The following is a 21,725-nucleotide window of genomic DNA, read 5'->3' as shown; positions in this document are numbered from 1 at the left end:
ATATTGATCTAATCTTAAAAGCCTACTGTAAGTCCTAATGAAAAATTCTTTGATGCAGGTGTTAATGATGCATCTGAGGCATAACTAAACGGTGTATTTAATCCTCTGGTAGATACATCAGGTTCAACACCAAGATAATTTGTTATGGTAAACAGGTTTTCGGCAGTTACATAAATACTGGCAGATTTTAACTGCAGTTTATCAAGTAACTGTTTAGCTAAACTATACCTAACCGTAACCGACTGTAACCTGCAAAACGATGCATCTGAAACATACCTGTCAGATCCTAACCAGTTATATCCGGTTCCTTGCAAAGCTCTTGGCATATCTGTAATATCGCCAGGGTTACGCCATCTGCGCAATACAGCCGTGCTCTGGTTATTGTAACCATACATATTGGTGGTAGTAATTAAGTTTTGGTTAATTAACTGGTAACCTAATTTGTATACAAAGAAGGCATTTATCTTCAGGTTACCGTTTATAGTTACAGTGGGCCCAAAACCACCAGTTACTTTTGGTGTACCGTTACCCAGGTAAACTATGTCATCTGCGTTGATATTACCATCATGGTTAATATCTTCATACTTCGCATCGCCGGCCTGGAAAACATAATCCGTTTGTGGGTAGTTAAACCTCATGTAAACTGTTTGGCCACTCGGTGTGATAATTGGGTTACCTGATATACCTGTAGCAATAGTTGCTTGCTGATCTTTATAAACCCCTTTATACCTAAACCCGTAAAAAGAACCAAATGGATTGCCAACCTGTAAAAATGTTCTGTAAACACCATTCTGATCTACACGTTTTCCATCCGAGCTTGGGTACTGATCGGATATGCTTTCCATAACGTTTTCATTTTTAGCTATGTTAAAGTCAAAATTTACTTGTAGTTTTTTGGTTTTAACTATTATTGTGGTAATACCTATTTCAAGGCCACGGTTAACCAATGTACCAACGTTTGCATTAAGGGTTGTAAAGCCGGTATATGCCGGTATATTTAACCCGTTAAATAAAAGGTCGTTAGTTTTGTTATTATAATAATCAACATCGATCATCACACGATTTTTAAACGCCCAGAAGTTTAGGCCCAGATCCGTTCCGTACAAGGTTTGGTACTTAAGATTATCTAAACCGATATTGCTGGCTTGTATGCCAGATTGGCCGGCATAAGATGATGTAGTAGGCGAATAGGTATTATAATAACCATAAGCGTATTTAGGATCGGGGGCTTGCGGTGTAGCACCAAAACTGAATCTGAGACTCAGATCGTTTATCGCTTTTACTTTAGCCATAAAAGGCTCGCCGGAAACACGCCATCTTGACGAGATAGACGGTGATATCCTATAACGGTTAGTGCTTCCAATTAACGAGTTACCATCTAAACGGGCGCCAACATTAATAATGTACCTATCTAAAAGCGAGTACTGATTTGATAGCACAAGCCCTATTGAACGGGTTTGAACATTAGTGGTGCTTAAAACAAAATCACCGCTTTGTATCCTTGCCGCATCGGCAGCATCCTGCAGGTTTGATGATGCAGAGTTGGCGGTAGTAATATTTTGCGACAACGTTTTAGCATCACTGGTTTGGAATGATAACAAGGTTTGCAAAGTGTGCTTATCTGATTTAAAGCGCGGTGTATAGATAAGGTTAAACTTGCTATCTATAGCATAAGAGTCGCCATCAACATCTGCAGCCCGGTTAACTACAGCCTCTGTTGAAGGCCGCCCTGTTGCAATTTGTGGCAAAAAGCTTTTTGATTTAACATTGTTGATATCAAAACGTATATCAAAAGTAGTTTGCAGTACCGATGGTAATATAGAATACCTCAGGTTAAAGCGTGGGGTGATACGCTCGCCGGTTTGTGTAGCTACGGCAGCTTTGGCCAGTGCAACAGGGTTTGCTGTTGATGGGTACTGGCCCTGTATGTTTGATGCCGGAGAAAAGAAAACAGGAGTTTGGTTACCATATTCGTCATATTGATAAATGCTCATGTTAGGCATTTTATTATAAGCCATACTACGCAAAGCGGTTGTATAGTTTAAATTATTATCAACATGAGTGTAAGCAATATCTGTAAGGAAAGATATCCGGTTTGAAACAGTATAGTCAAGATTAATTCTACTGGTAATATTGCTTAACGCAGTACCAAGGGTTGTACCGCGTTGGTTAATATAACCAACAGATGCAAAATACCTGGCCTTATCGCCACCACCCTGCATCGAAATATTATGATTCTGGATATAGCCTGTTTGTGTAATAGCGCCAATCCAATCGGTATTGTTACTATAGTTGTAGTAATTGAAAGGGTCACGCTTATCATAGTTAAACTCAGGGAAGTTTAATATGTTAATAGGCAAGCCCCCCCTGTTTGCTATCTCTTCGGGGATCAACTCCGAATACTGATCACCATTTAATAGCGGTAATGGTTTAGGCTGGTTTTGGATAGTACCCCTGAAATTATAATTAAATATTGGTTTACCAATGGCTCCACGTTTGGTTGTTATTACCAGTACTCCATTTGCGGCCCTTGCGCCCCAAATTGCAGTTGATGCAGCATCCTTTAATACAGTAATGTCTTTAATATCGCTGGGGGCAATGTTTAGCAATTGAGCATACCCCTGCTCATCAGCTGATTGAAAACTAAAATCAGAAGGAATATTGATATCATAAGGCAATCCATCCAATACGATAAGCGGGTTTGACGAGCCGTTTATAGCGCTGGTACCCCTGATACGGATAGACATTGGTGCACCGGGATCGCCCGATGTGGTACCGATATCAACACCGGGTAAACGGCCTTGCAAAGCCTGGTCAATCGAGGTGGCAGAAAGTTCTGCCAGATCTTTTGCGTTAATAGTTGCTGTTGAGGTGGTAAGGTCGCGTTTATCGATATTTAAACCATTACCGGTATTTGGCGTGGCAACACCTGTAATTTCTACACCCGCTAGTGTTTTAGATGTTGAAGTAAGTGATACATTAATTACCGTACGGCCATTTATTGGCTCCGAAAATGTTTTATAGCTGATAAAAGAAACCTGTATCTGGTTATGAACATCAGATACGCGCAATGCAAAGTTTCCGTCCAGATCTGTTAATATACCCGTTATAACGCGTTTATCTTTATCCAGTTCTACAACAGATGCTCCGGGTATGCCCAATTTATCTTTAGCATCAATAACCTTTCCGCGTACAATAACCTTTGCAGGTGCCTGCGCACTTAACATTAAAGGTAAGCAGGTGCTTAGCATCAATAAAAAATAAGTTATTCTTAATAATGTTATTTTCATAAACTACTTAATTAAAATTCAATACCTTGTTAATAGAGTGGATCAAGGTGCGGTTAGCCAGGTTATTGCTACCCGCAAGTGTTACAGTTGAACCTTGTCCGCTTACATAGCGCGCATCTCTCACCTCCATCGTATTTGGATCAGCTGGGTTTGAGTAGAAAACTGTTACTGTTTTAGTATTGCCCGAAACATCGTTCAGCAAGGTTCCATAAACCCCTGATTTTTTCCCGTCTTGCGCAACGGTATTTTTATTAAGTATATGGTATAAAATAAAGTTGGCTACTGCTTGTTGCTCTGCGGTTGTTTGAGTTGAGTTAGTAAAATTAGGTGCGCCGGTTGTTTTGTTACCCGGTAGCAAACCATCTTTTACAGCCTGGGTTATTGCTGCATTGGTTGGGATAAATACGGTATAAAAAGTACCTACCGGAACCCCAATAATGTTCTCTGATGTTACTACACCGCTACCATCAACCGTTACGTTATAAAGCGATGCCGAACCTATTAAGTATTGATAAAAATAGCTGAATCTTGCCAAGGTAGCCGGATCGGTTGAGGTGCCCAGGCGTTTGATAGATTTTGCCATAGTTTCGCTATTCTCGGCAAAATGCAACAGCCCTTTGGTATAATATACCTTACCATTATAGGCCAGTTTTGAACTGTCAATACTAACCGAAGTTCCATCAACAACGTTACCGGAGCCGTAAACTTTATTGTTTATAAATTTGACATACTCGCCGTTAAATGTTTCGCCAACACCTGTGCCTGATAAATTATCAAACTCTCCGTTAGGTGTATTAACTACAGATATGCTGGCTATACGGGTAAGCCTGTCCTGGTTTAAACTCAATGTAGGTGTGGCGGTTGGCGTAGCCGGATCAAGGTATGACCATTGAATGCGATCATTATCATAATTGTACCCGAGATTTTTCACCTCAGCATCCGACATCATAAAAACGGTATATTTAAAAGCCGGGTTTGATGTACTTATTTTCAAATCCGATTCATAAAATATCCGGTTCATTAAACTGTATTTAGGATCGAGGTAAACCTTGCCGTAAACCGAACGGAACACGTTGGCCTGATGCGCCAGCTTTGTTCCATAAAAATTACCGTTACTCAACACCTGTCTGTCAGTAATATCGCCGCTTGCAAATGATGACGATTGAACCTGGAAGTTTTTTGTGGTCAAAATATCTTTAGGCCATACCGTAGTATTCCACATGAAAGAGTTTATCAAATCGATCAAAACAGAAGATGGTGCGTTTTTAAAAGAACCCAGGTTAACCAGTATTTCTTTTTCCCACGCAAGGAGGGCAGTATTTGTAGGGATAGCAATCGTCCACGCTAACTCTTGCGCGTCTGTTTGTGTAAGGTTTAAATAACTTTCGTTATTAGGCGCAAATGCCAGCGAAGTAGGGTAAGATTTAATAAAAACCGAATCGCTTTTACCCGTTAAAATATTGTATCGGCGGGTAAGGGTAGCATTGTAGCTATATATCGCTACCATATCCAGCAGCTTTCTAAACTCGCTGTATTGAGGGTTATTGGTTATATACTGCTCAATATTAGGTATCGGCGTTATTACCTTATCAATTTCATGAATAATACCATTTTCTGCAGGAATATCGGCGTTTATTACCCTTGCTCCGGCAACGTTAAAACCAGTGTAAGTTGAGCCCGGAAAAAATGATGTATAATCCGTGGCTGTTAAGCCTTGTACGTTAAAGTATCCATCGATAAAATAAGGGATGTATTTATTATTATTATCGTTTACAACATAGTTACCATTACGGTTATTGGCTACAACCACGCCCGAGTGGCTGGGATCTTTATAAGTAAAATCGTAATAAGCTGTTTTTCTGCGGTAAGAGTCGTTTGGCGTAGGACCTTTTGAAGTTTGAAACTGAACCAACTGATCTTTGCGGTAAGAATTCTGGACCAGGCAGAAAGATACGATGGACGCCGCGGTCACCGAATCCATTGCTGCCACACCGGAAATACCGGTTGCTTGAAAATATGCTTTAAAAGCATCGTCATTTGGGGCGAAAAAAGTCCAAAACCCGGCCGTGCCTAAAGTTGTTTTAAAACCGGCTTTATCAATACAAGCCAATATATTGGTAAAACGACCTTTAGCCTGCAGTTGCTGATAAATAGGCTGAGCTAATGAATCAGGGCGGGCAAAGTAATCGTCAAACGCTTTCTTTTTACAGGAAGATGTAAGGAAAACAATGAAAAAAATAAAAATTGTACCGTAAAAAATTCTAATCATAATTATTTAATTAAATCAATTATTCATTTAAGAAACAAAAGATGCAGGGAAATGGGCAAGCATAGCTCGCGGCGATAAGTAGTAAAGTTTTTACATACGCTATTAGTTAGTTAGTTCAAGAAAATACTAAACCTGCTATTCGGTTATAATTGTTTATTGGCTCTTAACTCAGTTATCACATCTATAATAACACTGAGTTTCTAATGTCAAACATAGCAATTTAATATCGTTTATCAAGGAGAAAAATTGACCATTTAGGCATAAATTTTGGTCAAAAAACTGATTTAAATGCCCTTTAACGCCCTTTTGATGCGAATGACATTGATAGGCAGTTCCTAATTGGTGAGAAATTACGCAATCGATTGAATTTTTAAAGAGATATTAGTAAGTGAGCCTTAGTTGTTGTTTTGATAAGACTAAGCGTTTAAATTTTTGACATATTCGCTCGGAGTATAGTGGTATTGTTTTTTAAAACAGGCGCCAAAATACTTGGCATCATTAAAACCTACTGCATAAGCAACCTGGGCAATGTTGGTTTCGCCGGCATCTAATAGTTGCTTGCCTCTCTTTACACGCATATCACGCAGAAATTCAACCGGCGAACTATTGGTAAGGGTTTTTAGCTTCCTAAAAAACACCGACCTGCTCATGCCGGTGGCATCGGCAAAATCATCTATATTAAAATCAGGGTCGCTCATACCCTCTTCAACAACGTTTATTATTTTTTTAAGAAAATCTTCATCCTTAGCTGTTATAACCACATCGCTGGGCGACAGCACTATTTTACCCTGGCCGCTAACAACGGTTTCAAACATTTTTTTACGCTTTATTATATTGGCTAATGATGCCAGTAAAAGCTCATTATTAAATGGTTTGGCAATATAAAGGTCGGCTCCGTATTTTAACCCTTCCAACTGGCTCTCGATAGAGTACTTGGCCGATAGTAGCACAACCGGGATATGGCTTGTTGATACATCGTTTTTCAGTTTATCCAACATTTGAATGCCATCCATTACCGGCATCATCACATCGCTCAAAATCAGGTCGGGCAATAAGTTCAATGCTTTCTCGTAACCATCCTGGCCGTTCTCTGCTTCGGCTACCCTGTAACTTTCATTTAGCTGAACTACTAAAAAACGCCTCAGATCACTGTTATCTTCTACTAAAAGTATCAGTGGATGATCAACCTCATCATCCATTGCATCAACATTATCATAAACGGTTGATACTTCAAAATCTTCATCAGGATTTAAATGCGATTCATCGCCGGTTAAAAAATTCACCTTTTCATCAGTAACTTCAGGTTTACCTAACTTCAACTCTATAGCTACGGTTAGGCCTTTAGTTGCATTGTTGGCAGCAGAAATTTTTCCATGATGTAAAACGATCAATTCTTTGGCCAGGGCAAGGCCAATACCTGTACCCTTTTGATTATCGGTTGTTTTATGCTCGCCTTCGTAATACAACTCAAAAATATCTTCAAGTTTATCTTGCGGCACACCAATTCCCTGGTCAATAATTTTTATGCTGAAACACCCCAATGTTGTGTCCTTTTCAATCCTGATAACTATTTCACTGCCTTTTTCTGAAAACTTATAGGCATTGCTTAACAGGTTGTAGATAACGATATCCAGTTTTTCCGAATCAACCCATGCATGTAGTTTTTTAACGTTAGACGTAATTTTCAACCCAACTTCCTTTTCTTTTCCTAATTCATCGAAATAGCTGCCTATGTTTTCAACAAAGGCTATAATTTCTGTTTCGGTAATATTCATTACCGCTTTGCCACTCTGCACTTTTCTCAGATCGAGCAACTGGTTAATAAAACGGACCATCCTGTTGGCATTTTTCATGATGATCTGTGCATACTCACGGCCATGAGCCGAAAGTGTCTCATCTTTCGATATCGCGTTAATGGGATTAAGAATGAGTGTTAATGGCGTGCGCAACTCATGCGAAATATTTGTAAAAAAGTTAAGTTTCAACTCGGTAAGGTGCTGCTCTACGGCTATGCGGTGCCGCAGCCTCAGCATTGTCAAAATTGTACGGCGTATAATAGCCAGGCCTATTAAGGCCATAATAACATAGGCCAGATATGCCCACCAGGTGCGCCACAACGGTGGCAAAACAGTTATAAAGAGCTGCTTATACGGCGTACGTAAATACAGATCTTCGTTAATACTTTTAACCTGAAAAGTGTAATTGCCCGGCGGTAAGTTAGAGTAGTTGGCGTTTAAATGGTTAATGCCGCTTTGAGTCCAGCCGGTATCTAAACCAAGCATACGGTACGTGTATGATTGCCTGTCGCTTGTGCGGTAATCAAGAATACTGAAAGCCAGGTTCAGGTCGTTCTCATCGTAGTTCAACGTAATATCCGGTGTGTAATTGATATCTGTTTTAAGGATAGATTGTTCATCATCGGCAGCGCTAACGTTTTTACCATCTATCTGCAAGCTTGTTAACGCCATTTTAGCGTCTATCTTTTGATCGACCATGGCTTCCGGTTTAAACTGAAGGTACCCCGAAAACATACCAAAAATTATATTCCCGTTAGGAAGCTTTAAACTGCAGCTCTCAGAAAAGCCTGTTTGCGGCAAACCGTCGTTTGAATCGTAGTTTTTAAACTGCTGCAGCGGAATATTCAATTCTGATATACCTTTTTGGGTAGCTATCCATAATTTGCCACTATTATCCTGCACACAGCTCAGTGTATAATCGTTTGATAAGCCGTTTTTAATGGTATATGCCTTAAACCTGGTTTTTTTAAAAGGATCATTACCAAGGGCTAAATTTAATCCGCCGCCTGCTGTGCAAAGCCACATTCGCCCGGTATTATCTTTATAAACAAACTGCACATCATTATTGCCCAGGCTCTCCTTATCGCCGGTTACTTTGTTGTAGCCTTTAAAACGAAACTTATTGATATCTCCCCGTGCAGGGTCAAGTATTAAAAGCCCGTCTGTTGTACCCATCCATATGTTGCCTGCCGGGTCGGTCGCTAAATGGCGTATTCGCTGATATATGCTCTTTGGATAGCCTTTAAAAACATTATTCAGGTTATAGAATTTTGTTTGATTATTTTTAGTATCAACAAGGTTTAAACCCGCGCCATACGTACCCACCCAAACCTGGCCAATTTTATCTTCAATTACCGAATAAACGGTATTACTGCTCAGGCTGTAAGGATCATTCGCATTGTTCACAAAGTTGGTTAGCCGGTATTTGGTTCTTGTATTATCAACCGGCTCTGCTTTGTATAAACCATTCTCTCTTGTAGCAAACCAAAAATTATTATCCCTGTCTTCGCACATGCCATAAACGTGGTGTAAACCACGGGCAGGAGGATTAATAAAAACATCATCGATCTTTTTACCTGCAAAAAATGTATACAGTTTTTCTTTTGCAGCCACCCACAACCTGCTTTCACGATCCTGGTACACGGTACGCACCTCATTTTCGGTCTGGATAAAGGTACGTGGCACCAGTAACTGCTGATGAAAACTGTTATTGAGCATCACTATTTTCTCGAGCCCCCGTTTTTCGGTACTTAGCCATAACACTCCGGTAGGATCATAATAATAATGGATCACTTTATTTGAGAATTTGTAGTTCTCAAAATTAGGGTCATTATAAAAAGGGTCGATGGCATCCTTGTCAGCATCGTAATAACCAAACCCGTGGCCTTTCATATTTATCCAGGTGTAGCCTTTACTATCCTCAAAGGCACTGTAAGTTGTCCCGATGTTATTTGCAGAGTAAAGTTTATGGGTAAAATATTTAAGCGTTTTGCTGATGAGGTCATATTTAAATACCCCGTTATCAAAGGGTTCTATCCATAGCCTGTCTGCATGGTCTTCGTAAATAGATAAGATCGGTTTAGTATCAACTTTAACAGCTGACAGTACTTTCATATCCGCCCGGCTAACAGTAAGTAAATCGCCAGTGCCGGTTGTGCAATAAATAATGTTATTTTTTTTAGAGATACATGCGCCGTTCAATCCTTGTGTTTGCGCAAACTGTGTCTGTACAAACTGGCGCGATCTTTTATCATAAAAAACCAAAAAACCATCCTTAGTTGTAAATATGATACTCTTATCATCCTCAACTATGGAAGTAAAACTATGATCTGCATATTGATGGTCTAACAGGGAAGTAGCGTATTTACCCGAGGCATCAGGAATAAGCTGCACAAGGCCGTTGCTTGTACCTATCCAGATATTCTGCTGCTTATCTTCATGAAAAAAACTGATATTTTTTGCTGGTAAATGATATGCCCCGCTAACATTCAACGCATATTTGGTAATTACCGGGTCATCGGTATATGGTTTTGATACGGCAACTACCCCTTGCTCATCGCTCAGCAGCCAAATTGTTCCTGTTTTTGACGGAACTATTTTAGTACATAAATATTTACTGGGTTTTACATCACCGTAAACTTTTAACGCCGGAAAGAAATGACCATTTTTTTTATCAAACCTGTATACCTGCCGTTCATCAGTAAGTATCCATAAATAACCTGCATGATCTTCCGTTAATGCGAATATACGGTTGTTCCTTAAATTTGAATTATCACCCGCGTACGATTTATAATTAACAAAGGTATGGCCATCAAAACGGTTAACACCATCCCAGGTACCAAACCATATAAAGCCTGCTTTATCTTTCAGTATGCTGGTCACTTTCTCATGCGAAAGGCCGTCCTCTGCCGAGTAATGTTTCACCTGGCACTTTATCTGCTGTCCGTATAAAAAATTGCACAATACAAGCATCACGGCCTGTAAGCAGCCAAAAAACTTTATTATACAAACTTTCATTTTCGGGTTCATTGCAAGCAAAAAATCGTTTTATTGATCAGGATAAGAGTCCGTAATGTAGGTAATTTATACGAAAAAACGCATTTATATCATACTATCAGTTTCCCTTTATCATATTTAACAATAATTGCTGACCCACTATATTTGCCGGGTTCGCTGCCTGGCTGTTAAAAGTATCCATAGCAGCATTCTCGCCATCACCTTCTGCCTTTTTACCCGTTTTACTGTCTTTTATGCATGATTGTATATCGAGCGCGCAAATAATAATTTTGCCACGGCCGTGTGGTATAACACTTAATGCCGAGTACACCTCCTGTTTATGATCGGATACACAACCCACAACGGTTTCGCCGTTTAATAAACGCATGCCTTGCCTAACTTTATTGTAAGCAGCAAAGCATTGGTACTCCCAGTTAAACACACATTGTTGTGGTAAACCTGCAAATAAAGAATGTTGTTTTACAAAAAAGTTGCCTCCGTACCAGCTTGTTCCCAACACTTGTAAGCCCTGGTATTGTACAACTTCTTTTTTAGCCAAATAGGTTACCCATTTATCAATATTATTGGTAATTACCATGGTATTACCATTGTTAACCCACTCCAATATATCGGTTACCAGTGGATTGCCGGTTTGCTGTGGCTCAAAATTACCTACCAATAAAGTATTACCATCCGGCCTGCCCGATCTGAATGTTTTATGGTCAATCTTAACTGTTTTCAAAAAGTTGCCTATCACTCCCGATGTATCTGCAACAACCAATTGGCGGCTTACTCCGGCTGTGTTTAAGCTTACAGCAAATATTTTATCATCGCCCCGGCAAACCACAGCTTTGTTTTGTGTTAACACCGCGCTAACTGTTGAGTAACCGGCATTGGTTACTGCCAGCTTTATACCTTTTACCAGTAACTCGCCGTATTGTATGCCACCGGTAACATTCACTGCAAAACTCTTTTTAAAAGTAACTTTGCCTTGCGCATCAGTAGTAGTAAGCATTAATTCGGCAATACCATTTATATTCTTTTCATTAACGATATAGATATCGGCCGTAGTGCTGTCACCCGTAGCCACTACTTTATGGTTAAGCTTAACGGCAAGGTATAAGGGTTGATTATAACGTGCAATAAGCTCCGGATCCCCTTTTAAATTCCGGTAATTATCAACAATTCCCGAGTGGTTTTCCAGTTTCATACTTTCCCAGCCGTTAACCGCGTAACCATCAATGGTATTATTTATCCGTACGTTTTCAATTACACGGCCCTGGTAATAGTAGGCCACATTACCCATTTTGCGGGTAAGGCTATCTACATTCGGAAACGCCTTGGTAAAACCATTCTTCTTCAAAAACTGATCGTAAGCATCATACCATTTTAAATAAGTATCTGTTTCCCAGCCCCTGTCTATACCTGTTTTTAATATTTCATCGCGAATAAGCTGCAAACGCGGCGGCGTACCAATAGCACCTTCTTCGCCATAATAAACAATCTCGTTTTTATGATCTGTGTATTTAGCATAATTGCTTGGGTTATTATACAGGTTATCATGATAAACGCCCGGGCCACCTGCATGGTGCTGATCAAACCAGCCATAATCATAAAAGGTACTGTCATAAGGCAGTAAATGTAATTTGAATTTTGGATCAGGCTCGTTTAACTTGATATTCCCGTTTGATGAGTTATAGGTTATGATACGGCTTGGATCAAGCTTATGGCCGCTTTGCATTTCGGCCCTGTCAAGATCTTGCGGCTGCGCGCCACGCTCGTTATGCATGTTATAAATGATGAGCGACGGATGGCTCCTGTCGCGGCGTATCATCCTGAAAAACTTTTCGTTACGCGCCGCCATGTAATAATCGGTCAGCTTTTTATCCTGTTCACTTCTCGGATGAAATTGATTTTCAGGATACTGGTTACCGCCCGGTTCTTCAAAATATAACAGGCCAAGTTCATCGGCGGCATCCAATACATTTGTTTGCCCTATGGTGCGATGAAAGTTCAGCATATTTAAGCCAATGCGTTTGGCATCAACAACTTGCTTCCTGGCCAGCTCGTCCGAAGGCATTATACCATTCACCGGCCAAAAACCCCATGATATAGCGGTACGTAATACAATACGTTTGTTGTTCAGGTAAAATTGCTCATCGCCGTTTACATGTTTGATCTCGAACCACCTGAAACCAAAACGTTTTTGATAACTATCAGTTGTGCCATTTTTACCTGACCATTGTACGGTTAAGGAGTACAGGTTTGGATGATCAACATCCCATAATTTTGCGCCCGGAACATCTACCGTAAAGGTTTGCGTATTTATATCCTGCGAAAGTTGTGCCGGATATTGTTTGCTGAATACAACTTTATCGGAATTATTCTCTTTTATCAAAAGCTGGTAAGCACCTTCGCTGTCTTTACCCGACAGGTTGTTTGTTGTTACCTGTACATCAACCTGGTTTACATTGGGCTTATTTTCAACAAATACATCACTGATATACGTTTTATCCGTAGCAACCAAATGCACCTTGCCGGTAATACCGCCAAAACCGTGAGTAGGTTGGGTACGGTAATCGCCCCACATAAAGGTTTGGCTATCGCGCCAGTCAAAATTACCATTCGGGTCGGTTATCCTAACGTCAATGTCATTTACAGCACCCGGGATCAACAAATTACTGATATCTACATCAAAAGGGGTGCTGTTAACCAAATCATACCCCGCCAGTTTTTTATTTACAAATACTTCGGCCCTGAAACGTACGCACTCAAAATGTAAACTAATGTGTTTGCCTTTAAAAGTTAAGGGCGCATTTACTTTGGCAGAGAACCACGATACGCCAAGGTAATTGCCCGATACCCCAAACTTATTACCGTTAACACCCCAATAATACTCCTCTACAGTTGCAGGCAGGTGCACCGTTTTTGTATTTTTACTTTGCAAAGCAGCCCAGCCACCTGTTGGTATATTAACCGGAACTTCTTTAATATTAACCGGTGGTGTATATAGTTTGTCGGTTTGCCATTTTGCAGCGGTATCCAGCCAAAGCGACCAATTTAATTGTGATAAATTAATTTCGGCCCTGCCTGCCTGGGCATTTACCAAAGCTGGAAATGCCAGCATTACTACCAAACAAACAAACAATATACTTTTACTTTTCATATTTTGATTTTTCCTGACCGTGTTTTTAATTACTAAAACTCTTCAATTACTTTACTTCCATTCAGCCAGTCGGCCATGTTCAATACCAGGTAATTCCAATTTTGAAAACCTTTATTTAATATCGGTTCGCCGGTATCAGGTTCATAGTACTCATGTAATGCGCCGTTTTTCTTAAAATCATTACCAAATAAGGTGATCGTTTTATAAGCAAGCTCACGCGCTTCCTGTGTATAACCATACTTAACTAAGCCACGGTAGGTTAAATAATTGGATATCCCCCAAATTGGCCCTTGCCAGTTTGATGGGTTACTGCTGGCACGCACGCTGTACATCTTTTCGAGTTTTGATAAAGTACGTATACCGTAAGTAGCGTTAAAGGTTCTTTTGTCTTGGTAGTTTTCGGCAACCATGCGTTTAGCCTGTTGGGGCGTAGCAATGCCTGCCCACATGGCCATAAAGCCCGACCAAACGCCTATGCGCTGTATCAGGCCATCATAAGTACGTGGCAGGCCGCTATGCAGAATCATTTGCTGCCCGAATATCACCGAAGGTTCTTCGCTGACAGGCCTCAGGTTCAGGTCTACCGAATAATAAAATCCATCTTTTTCATCCCAGCAGTTTTTCTGAATAGCCACTTTCAATGTTTCGGCATCATTATCATATTCCACAGCAATATCTTCGAGCTTTAGGCATTTAGCCAGGTATACCATAGCTTTAAGCTCTTTAAACATTAAACAGTTGAGAAAAATAGACGCCGAGCTGCCATCGGGACGGAAGAACGTAGATGGATCATTATCTACGCCAATAGCTAAGTCATTTTGCCAGTAATACAACCCTGTTGCACGGTTGCGGTGGTGCGATTGGTAATTGTTGATAAAGGCTTGCATAAAGCTAAATCGCTCACGGAGCCACTCGGCATTGCCATTGTTAAGGCGGGTTAAAAACGCGGCATGTTGCGCAATTACCGGCTTATGCATATTGGTGCGGTAAATATTCTGCGGTTTTAACTTAGCCGGATCTGACTTTTGCCCTATCAGGATGGGCATATAACCATCAAAGGTAGTGTATTCTAAAAAATTAAGCACACAACCTTGTTCGTAGGCAATAGCATCGCTTTTGTCTTTAACAGTACCCTGATCTTCCAATACCTGGCGCAGGGCAATATTACTTAACCACGAATCCCAATCCCAAAGGTCATTGGCATAGGCATTACTGCCGGGGGTAATAAACGGATAATGCAAAATGCCGGTAGGTTTTTTAAGCATACCCTTATAATCGCTAAAGATATGTTGCTTAATAACCGTAATGTTATTGTTGATACTATCGGGCAGTTGTGCAATCGATGACTTTCCAAATAAGATGATTGCAATAAATAATAAGCTCTTTTTCATACGCACAAATAATTGCCTTCAAAATTAAGGTGGCATTAATACCAGATTTTCAATAAATCAACCACATTATGTGCCTATCCTGTTGTTATAAATTTGCCGTTACGGTTTTTAACCCGTACAAACATTATTGCTGCAAAAAATGTACACCCGCTAAATTTATTAACCGTATTGGAGTTTATGGCTTAAATGGTTAATTCAAAATTAAATAAAATACAATCGGTTGCAAATAAAATTAATTTTTAAGCCACTGAGAATCATCAGCAAGAATATAGCCTAGCCACGTACATTCAAATCATTAGCCAAGGCTAACAGGCGGGTAAAATATATGCTACAATAAAGTAGGTAAGGCACCCGGCAGAAAGATGCATTAATAAGCTGCAGTATTTTTGAATGAACTTTATATATTAGTCTACAGCGTTATTTGCTGTAAGATGCCGTACAGCCATCATTTTTAAACGGGATATACCATCAACCGGGATATCTGTTACTTTGGCTTCGTCATCCCATTGCCTTAGCTTTACTATCACATTTGCATAAGGGTTCATCTCAAATTCTGCTGCTTCCAAAGCCGACATTACACCTCCCTGAAATGCCAGCGTGGCTTTACTTGCGGGCGACAACTGGTGATAATATTCAGGGTACTTGTAGGTAAGGTACCTTTTGGCTGTAACATGGCTTTCAACCAACTCTGCAACTGTTTCAGAAAATCCCTTTTTGCGCAGGTAATCCGCACCTAAATGCTCGTGGTCAACATTTCCAAAACCATCCATACTGGCGACTGTATTATCTGCAGCGCACAAGTGGCCTATATCATGAAAAAATGCAGCCAATATGATCTCTTCACTATAACCTTCACCTTCAGCAAGCAGGGCTGCCTGCCACATGTGTTCAAGTTGCGATACCGGCTCACCTATATAATCATCATTACCATGCTGCTCATATAATGCAAACACTTCATCCACTATAATTTCCGGGTCGGTAGGTAATTGTGCCATGCTTTAAGTTTAGCACAAATAAAACAGATTGCTATTACCTTATTGTTAAGCCCTATGTGTTCTGCCAATATATTTTCAGCAATACTGATCATCCTTTTGCTTCGCTTATAAACCTGTAGTACAACTTAACATGCATTAACAAATCGGAGATTATCAATCTGAAAAAACGAGCCCTTATGGTAATAATAATCAACGTATTAAACATAAAGTTAATACTAATTGAGTTTGTCATTAATAAACAACCTTTAGTATTGCTCAATAAAATAAAGAGCAATAGCATGTCGATAAAATTAGTGGTTTTTGATATGGCAGGTACAACAGTAGCCGACGACCATAAAGTAACAGGAGCTTTCAAAGCATCGCTTCAACAATACAACTACGAGGTGCCTTCGCCGGTTATAGACCTCCATATGGGTTACGAAAAAACCCATGCCATACGATTGATGCTTGACCGCTACGAACCTAACAAAGACAATATAACCGACCAACTGGTTAGCAATATACACACGGCATTTGTTAATGGAATGATACATTACTACCGTACTGCCAATGATATAACTGCTTTACCAAACGTTGAGGATACATTTGCTGCATTACATAACAAGGGCATTAAAATTGGCATCAACACCGGCTTTTCGCGCGATATTGCACAGACTATAATTGACCGCCTGCATTGGCAGGAAAAAGGGCTGATCGATTACCTATGCGGATCGGACGAAGTAGAACTGGGTCGCCCCTACCCTTTTATGATACATAAGTTTATGCACCAGGCCGGCATAACCGATCCATCGGAAGTTGCAAAGGTTGGCGACACTGAAGTGGATATGCACGAAGGCCAAAATGCAGGCTGCAAATATGTTATTGGCGTTACGACAGGCTCCTACTCGCGTCAGGAGCTTGAAGCTTATCACCCCGATCATATCATTGATGATATTGCACAGGTAATTGATATCATCAGTCAAAAGGATTGATATGACGATCACCGAAAACCTGCGCGCAAAGGTTGCCAAATGGCCTTACGGGATAGTATCTGTTATGGCTGCAATAGCCGCCTTTGGCGCTTATACTTCTATGTACGCATTTCGTAAAGCGTTCTCGGCGGGCACTTTTATTGGTCAGCAATATTTCCATATCGATTATAAGGTATGGCTTGTTATTGCACAGGTAATAGGCTATACCATAAGTAAATTTTACGGTATAAAATTCATATCCGAATTAAAAGAAAGCCGCAGGGCCATCTATATTATCGGCCTGATAGGCTTTGGCTGGCTTGCATTATTACTGTTTGCCGTTATACCCGCGCCGTACAACATAGTTTGCCTGCTGCTAAATGGTTTCCCACTTGGTATGATATGGGGCTTGGTTTTTAGCTATCTCGAAGGCCGCAAATCAACCGAGTTTATGGCCGCGGTATTATCCATCAGCCTTATTTTCGCATCAGGGTTTATCAAAACAATTGGCCGCACTTTAGTAGGTAACCCCAGCATCAATGAGTATTGGATGCCCTTTATAACCGGCGCGCTGTTTGTTATACCGCTTGTATTTTTTGTTTTTTGTTTGGAGTTAATGCCACCACCCACTGCCGAAGATGTAAAGCTGCGCACTAAAAGATCACCAATGGATGCCGCCGAACGCAAGAGCTTTTTAATACGTTTTTTACCCGGTATTTTATTAACCATAGTTATTTACGTACTGCTTACCGTAATGCGCGATGTGCGCGATAATTTTGAAGTTGAGATATGGGCGGGCTTAGGTATAAAAGATAATTCCATCTATGCTAAAATAGATACGATGATCTCGCTTATTGTGCTGGTTGCCATGAGTTTGCTTATCCTCGTGAAAAAAAATCTGAGAGCTTTCAGCATGATCCACCTGATGATCATAACAGGCTGTTTCCTTATCAGCGCCTGTACATTGCTATTCACCCTTGGTATGATAAGCCCAATGGTATGGATGACCATAACAGGGCTTGGTTTATATTTAGGATATGTGCCCTACAACGCTATCTTTTTTGAGCGGATGATCGCTTCTTTTAACTACCGCAGCAATGTTGGTTTCCTGATGTATGTTTCAGATTCGCTGGGTTACCTGGCAAGTGTGAGCATATTGATGGTAAAAGAGTTTGGCCGGCCTAATGTAAGCTGGGCCATATTTTTTAAAGATGCCGTTTTAATAGCGGGGGGTATTGGAGGCGTTTGCGCAGTATTATCACTCATTTATTTCCTCCAAACTTCGCGCAAACAGCACAATGCACCCGGCACTGATACAAGCACGCTAAATATTCAAACCGTATGAAAAAAACAGCCATAGTAATTGGCGCGGGCATTGTTGGCCTGGCTACAGCAAGGGCATTAGCTATAAGGGGCTATAAGGTTACCGTTTTTGAGCGTAATGAACGTGCGGTTGGAGCATCTATTCGCAATTTTGGTATGATATGGCCCATAGGGCAGCCTGAAGGTAAAATGTATAACAGGGCAATGCTATCGCGCTCCATTTGGAAAGAGATTTGCACGGAAGCCGGTATATGGCACGATGAAGTTGGCTCGGTGCACCTTGCCTACCATGATGATGAACTACAGGTGATGGAAGAATATGCCACTTTAAACAGCGACCGACCCTGCGCATTGTTAACGCCCGCCGAAACATTAAAAAAATCGGGCGCGGTTAATAGTAATGACCTTAAAGGCTCACTTTGGAGTGCCGATGAAATGATTGTTGAAGCCCGTGATGCCATAGGGCAAGTAGCAGCTTACCTGCAGCAAAAATACGGTGTTGTATTTTATTGGAACACCGCTATTACCGGGGTACAACACCCATCAGTAAGTTCGGGCAATAAACAATGGCAGGCCGATGAGATTTACGTGTGCAGCGGTGCCGATTTTGAAACGCTCTACCCCGATATCTTTTCTGAAAGCGGGATAACCAAATGTAAACTACAGATGATGCGGTTGGCCACGCAGCCTAATGGCTGGCGTATAGGCCCATCATTATGCGGCGGCTTATCCATGATACATTATGCAGGGTTTAAACCGGCGCCATCATTAAACAAATTAAAAGAGCGCTACAAGCAGCAGTATGGCGATTACCTGGATTGGGGTATCCACGTAATGGTATCGCAAAACGGTAGCGGCGAATTGACCATTGGCGACTCGCATGAATATGGCCTGGTGCACGACCCGTTTGACAAAACCTTTATCAATAAAATGATAACTGACTACCTGAAAACTTTTGCCGATTTTAAAAACTGGCAACTGGTACAAAGCTGGAACGGAATATACCCTAAAATGACCAATGGGGAAACAGAGTTTATTACCTGGCCCGAACCCGGTGTGACTATTATAAATGCTTTAGGCGGTGCCGGTATGACACTATCTTTTGGCCTTACCGAAGAAATAATATATCAAAATCAGTCAGGCTTAATTGCCGGTTAACTACTGTTTTGTTATAGCTTATTCATAAAAAAAGACGGCTCGTTTCCAAGCCGTCTTTTTTTTATTCTTAATTAAACAAGATCAAAAACGATCCAGGTTCATTACTTTGGTCCATGCGGCTACAAAATCATGTACAAACTTTTCTTTGCCATCATTACATGCATACACTTCGGCAATGCCGCGAAGCTCTGAGTTAGAACCTATGATAAGATCAACACGTGTACCTGTCCATTTTATCTCGCCGGATATTCTGTCCGATCCGGCAAATATCTTTTGGGTATCCGATGTAGCTTTCCAGGTGGTACCCAGATCAAGCGCGTTTACAAAAAAGTCGTTTGTTAATGTTTCGGGCTTTTTGGTGAATACACCATGCTGCGATCCGTCAAAATTAGTATTCAATACACGCATTCCGCCTATTAACACTACCATTTCGGGAGCGGTTAGTGTCAGCAATTGCGCTTTGTCTACCAGCATACCCTCGGCCGCGGTAGTGTGATACGATTTAAGGTAATTGCGGAAACCATCTGCAGATGGCTCTAAAACATCAAACGACTCCACATCTGTCTGCTCTTGCGATGCATCGGCACGTCCCGGTGTAAAAGGCACTTTAACATCAAAACCTGCGTTTTTAGCCGCTTTTTCTATACCCACACTTCCTCCTAACACGATCAGATCGGCAATTGAAACCTGTTTGCTACCCGCTTGCGCGTTAAACGCTGCCCGGATACCATCATATACAGCTAATACTTTAGCCAAACGGGCCGGGTTATTCACTTCCCAATCTTTTTGCGGTGCAAGGCGAATACGCGCGCCGTTAGCACCGCCACGTTTATCAGAACCACGGAATGTTGATGCAGATGCCCATGCCGTAGATACCAATTCGGATACGGATAAACCAGAATCTGATATTTTACCTTTTAATGAGGCAACATCATTATCATCAATCAATTGATATGTTACCGCCGGGATAGGATCCTGCCATATCAATTCTTCTGCAGGTACTTCAGGGCCAAGGTAACGTGCAATCGGGCCCATATCACGGTGTGTAAGTTTAAACCAGGCACGCGCGAAGGCATCGGCAAACTGATCGGGGTTCTCCAAAAAGCGTCTTGATATTTTTTCGTAAGCCGGGTCAATGCGTAAAGCCAAATCGGATGTTAACATAAATGGCGCGTGGCGCTTTGCCGGATCATGCGCATCAGGTATGGTATCGGCACCTGCATTATCTTTAGGTTTCCATTGGTGAGCGCCACCGGGGCCTTTTGTCAGTTCCCACTCAAAACCAAACAAGTTCTCAAAAAAGTTATTGCTCCACTGTGTTGGCGTGGTTGTCCATGCACCTTCAATTCCGCTGGTGATGGTATCGCCCGCGTTGCCGGTACCAAAACTATTCTTCCAACCCATGCCTTGCTCTTCTATACCTGCAGCGGCCGGTTCATGGCCCACGTGCGGGCCAGGTTCGGCAGCACCATGGGTTTTGCCAAAGCTGTGGCCGCCTGCAATAAGCGCCACTGTTTCTTCATCATTCATGGCCATACGGCCAAATGTTTCACGAATATCACGCGCGGATGCCAGCGGGTCGGGGTTTCCGTTGGGGCCTTCAGGATTCACATAAATAAGCCCCATCTGTACCGCGCCAAGCGGGTTTTCCAATTCGCGGTTACCGGTATAACGGTTATCGGCTAACCATTCTTTTTCCGATCCCCAATAAATATCTTCGGCAGGTTCCCAAACATCAGCGCGGCCGCCGCCAAAACCAAAAGTTTTAAATCCCATCGACTCTAATGCACAGTTGCCGGTAAGTATCATCAGATCGGCCCATGAAATTTTCTTACCATATTTTTGTTTGATAGGCCAAAGCAGCAAGCGTGCCTTATCAAGGTTGGCATTATCGGGCCAACTGTTTAACGGTGCAAAACGCTGCGTACCAAAACCCGCGCCGCCACGCCCATCAGCAACACGATAAGTACCTGCGCTATGCCATGCCATACGGATAAAAAACGGACCATAATGCCCATAATCTGCCGGCCACCATGCCTGCGATGTTGTCATCAATTCAAAAATATCTTTTTTAAGCGCATCAAAATCAAGGCTCTTAAACTCTTCGGCATAATTAAAGCCTTCATCCATCGGGTTTGACAGCGAAGAGTTTTGACGAAGGATATTCAGTTTTAATTGATTTGGCCACCAGTCGCGGTTACGGGTTCCGCCTCCTGCGCTTTGTTTTAACGCGCCATGTAAAAATGGGCATTTTGCAGCCGCGCCCGGGTCGTTCATGTCAGACAGCTTGGTGGTGTGATCGGTATGATTTTCCATAATTAGTTCTTCTTGGTTTTAAGTTTAAATTTATGAAAATCTATTTTGAGATAGCAAGCTAATACCCTTTTATT

Annotated in this window: 10 protein-coding genes; 3 read left to right on the top strand and 7 right to left on the bottom strand. The window is 41.3% G+C overall.

Features of this window, described 5'->3' with window-relative positions:
- Positions 1-14: 14 nt before the first annotated feature.
- The 6 genes from KXQ82_RS02345 to KXQ82_RS02320 all read right to left on the bottom strand — a co-directional run bounded on the left by KXQ82_RS02345 (position 15) and on the right by KXQ82_RS02320 (position 15,904).
- On the bottom strand, positions 15-3,290 hold the full coding sequence (locus KXQ82_RS02345; RefSeq protein ID WP_219486424.1) for a SusC/RagA family TonB-linked outer membrane protein: 3,276 nt from the start codon (positions 3,288-3,290) through the stop codon (positions 15-17).
- 7 nt (positions 3,291-3,297) lie between these two features.
- Positions 3,298-5,559: a fasciclin domain-containing protein gene (locus KXQ82_RS02340; protein WP_219486422.1), complete on the bottom strand. Its 2,262-nt coding sequence runs from the start codon at positions 5,557-5,559 to the stop codon at positions 3,298-3,300.
- A gap of 416 nt (positions 5,560-5,975) precedes the next feature.
- A complete protein-coding gene (locus tag KXQ82_RS02335; protein ID WP_219486421.1) occupies positions 5,976-10,373 on the bottom strand; it encodes a hybrid sensor histidine kinase/response regulator transcription factor in 4,398 nt (1,465 codons plus the stop codon).
- Between the two features lie 97 nt (positions 10,374-10,470).
- Positions 10,471-13,518 carry a glycoside hydrolase family 2 protein gene (locus tag KXQ82_RS02330; protein ID WP_219486418.1) on the bottom strand — a complete coding sequence of 1,016 codons (3,048 nt, stop codon included), beginning with the start codon at positions 13,516-13,518 and terminating at the stop codon, positions 10,471-10,473.
- Between the two features lie 32 nt (positions 13,519-13,550).
- Entirely contained in the window at positions 13,551-14,909 is a 1,359-nt protein-coding gene (locus KXQ82_RS02325; protein WP_219486416.1) for an MGH1-like glycoside hydrolase domain-containing protein, read from the bottom strand.
- A 404-nt stretch (positions 14,910-15,313) separates the two neighbouring features.
- Positions 15,314-15,904, bottom strand: a complete 591-nt coding sequence (locus KXQ82_RS02320; RefSeq protein WP_219486414.1) for a phosphonate degradation HD-domain oxygenase — start codon at positions 15,902-15,904, stop codon at positions 15,314-15,316.
- 278 nt (positions 15,905-16,182) lie between these two features.
- Here KXQ82_RS02320 and KXQ82_RS02315 point away from each other — a divergent pair, with 278 nt between their 5' ends.
- From KXQ82_RS02315 to KXQ82_RS02305, 3 genes are read left to right on the top strand one after another with little or no spacing between them, the layout of a single operon-like run.
- Positions 16,183-16,875, top strand: a complete 693-nt coding sequence (locus KXQ82_RS02315) for an HAD-IA family hydrolase (RefSeq protein WP_219486412.1) — start codon at positions 16,183-16,185, stop codon at positions 16,873-16,875.
- 1 nt (position 16,876) lies between these two features.
- The gene (locus KXQ82_RS02310) at positions 16,877-18,199 is read left to right on the top strand and encodes a DUF5690 family protein (protein ID WP_219486410.1); all 1,323 of its coding nucleotides are present in this window, start codon (positions 16,877-16,879) and stop codon (positions 18,197-18,199) included.
- Complete coding sequence (locus KXQ82_RS02305) at positions 18,196-19,335, top strand: TIGR03364 family FAD-dependent oxidoreductase (RefSeq protein WP_219486408.1); 1,140 nt, start codon at positions 18,196-18,198, stop codon at positions 19,333-19,335. The genes KXQ82_RS02310 and KXQ82_RS02305 overlap by 4 nt, the downstream gene beginning before the upstream one ends.
- 81 nt (positions 19,336-19,416) lie before the next feature.
- Here KXQ82_RS02305 and katG read toward each other — a convergent pair whose 3' ends face one another.
- Entirely contained in the window at positions 19,417-21,651 is a 2,235-nt protein-coding gene (gene katG, locus KXQ82_RS02300; protein WP_255563365.1) for a catalase/peroxidase HPI, read from the bottom strand.
- Between the last annotated feature and the right edge of the window lie 74 nt (positions 21,652-21,725).

It is taken from the genome of Mucilaginibacter rivuli (assembly GCF_019391655.1).
GTDB lineage: Bacteria > Bacteroidota > Bacteroidia > Sphingobacteriales > Sphingobacteriaceae > Mucilaginibacter > Mucilaginibacter rivuli.
This window is presented reverse-complemented; position numbering and strand designations above follow the sequence as displayed.

Coding starts and splice junctions, on each gene's coding strand:
- KXQ82_RS02315 (WP_219486412.1), top strand. CDS start 16,183: ATGTCGATAAAATTAGTGGTTTTTGATATGGCAGGTACAACAGTAGCC.
- KXQ82_RS02330 (WP_219486418.1), bottom strand. CDS start 13,518: ATGAAAAGTAAAAGTATATTGTTTGTTTGTTTGGTAGTAATGCTGGCA.
- KXQ82_RS02340 (WP_219486422.1), bottom strand. CDS start 5,559: ATGATTAGAATTTTTTACGGTACAATTTTTATTTTTTTCATTGTTTTC.
- KXQ82_RS02310 (WP_219486410.1), top strand. CDS start 16,877: ATGACGATCACCGAAAACCTGCGCGCAAAGGTTGCCAAATGGCCTTAC.
- KXQ82_RS02320 (WP_219486414.1), bottom strand. CDS start 15,904: ATGGCACAATTACCTACCGACCCGGAAATTATAGTGGATGAAGTGTTT.
- KXQ82_RS02305 (WP_219486408.1), top strand. CDS start 18,196: ATGAAAAAAACAGCCATAGTAATTGGCGCGGGCATTGTTGGCCTGGCT.
- katG (WP_255563365.1), bottom strand. CDS start 21,651: ATGGAAAATCATACCGATCACACCACCAAGCTGTCTGACATGAACGAC.
- KXQ82_RS02325 (WP_219486416.1), bottom strand. CDS start 14,909: ATGAAAAAGAGCTTATTATTTATTGCAATCATCTTATTTGGAAAGTCA.
- KXQ82_RS02345 (WP_219486424.1), bottom strand. CDS start 3,290: ATGAAAATAACATTATTAAGAATAACTTATTTTTTATTGATGCTAAGC.
- KXQ82_RS02335 (WP_219486421.1), bottom strand. CDS start 10,373: ATGAAAGTTTGTATAATAAAGTTTTTTGGCTGCTTACAGGCCGTGATG.